The 758-nt window shown below is 40.1% G+C and carries 1 protein-coding gene and 1 pseudogene; one reads left to right on the top strand and one right to left on the bottom strand.

Features of this window, described 5'->3' with window-relative positions; all coding sequences use genetic code 11:
* Nucleotides 1–170: MaoC/PaaZ C-terminal domain-containing protein (locus ACFIO5_RS11535; protein ID WP_375705485.1), on the bottom strand; the 170-nt coding region annotated here is incomplete at its 3' end.
* A gap of 167 nt (nt 171–337) precedes the next feature.
* On the opposite strand from ACFIO5_RS11535, the pseudogene ACFIO5_RS11540 reads away from it, so the two are divergent.
* Nucleotides 338–758, top strand: a pseudogene (locus ACFIO5_RS11540) (homoserine dehydrogenase); the annotation flags it as partial.

Raw genomic sequence — 758 nt, forward strand, 5'->3', positions numbered from 1 at the left:
CCGAAATGCGTTTTTTTAGCCTTTTCCTCATCTACGTGGATCCATTGATGATCATCTGTTGCGCATGCAAATTGATTAATCATATCCTGCGTAACAAGACGCCACCGCGATAATCCTATTTCTTTCCCAATAAAATTAGCTACATCTTGTACTGCTATTTTTTGTTGCATAACGCCTTTTCCTGTTTTATTTGGTAAAACTACCCCAAACCTCTTGCTTTTATAAAACCCATTGATTAGAGCATCAAGAATAAAAGATGAACTGTCTTAAAAGAAAATGGGGCTTATGAATAAGAAAACTCTTCTTTAGCAAAGTAATTTTCAAATGGGAAAAAATAATGGCAAGCAATGTGAGCCTAACAGGTTTGGCGCATGATTTAAAGCAGCGTGCAGAAAACCACCCTCCCATCCGTATTGGATTGATTGGGTGTGGTGAAATGGGAACAGATTTGCTCTCAAGCATTGCACATATGGATGGCATAACGGTTGCAGCCGTTGCTACCCGAACACCCTCGCGTATTTTTGATGCTGCTAGATTAGCCTATGGCGAAGAGGGACATGTGCGTGAAGTTGAAAATGCCAGTGCTCTAACCCGAACTATCGAAAAAGGTTTGATTGCAGCCACAAATGATATTGATCTTGTTTTACGCCATGAGCAAATTGATATTATCGTTGATGCAACAGGCTATCCTGAAGCGGGAGCAGAAATTGGCTTTAAAGCGCTTGAAAACAACAAAAACCTTGTCATGATGAATGTTG

The organism is Bartonella sp. AA86SXKL, from assembly GCF_042196885.1.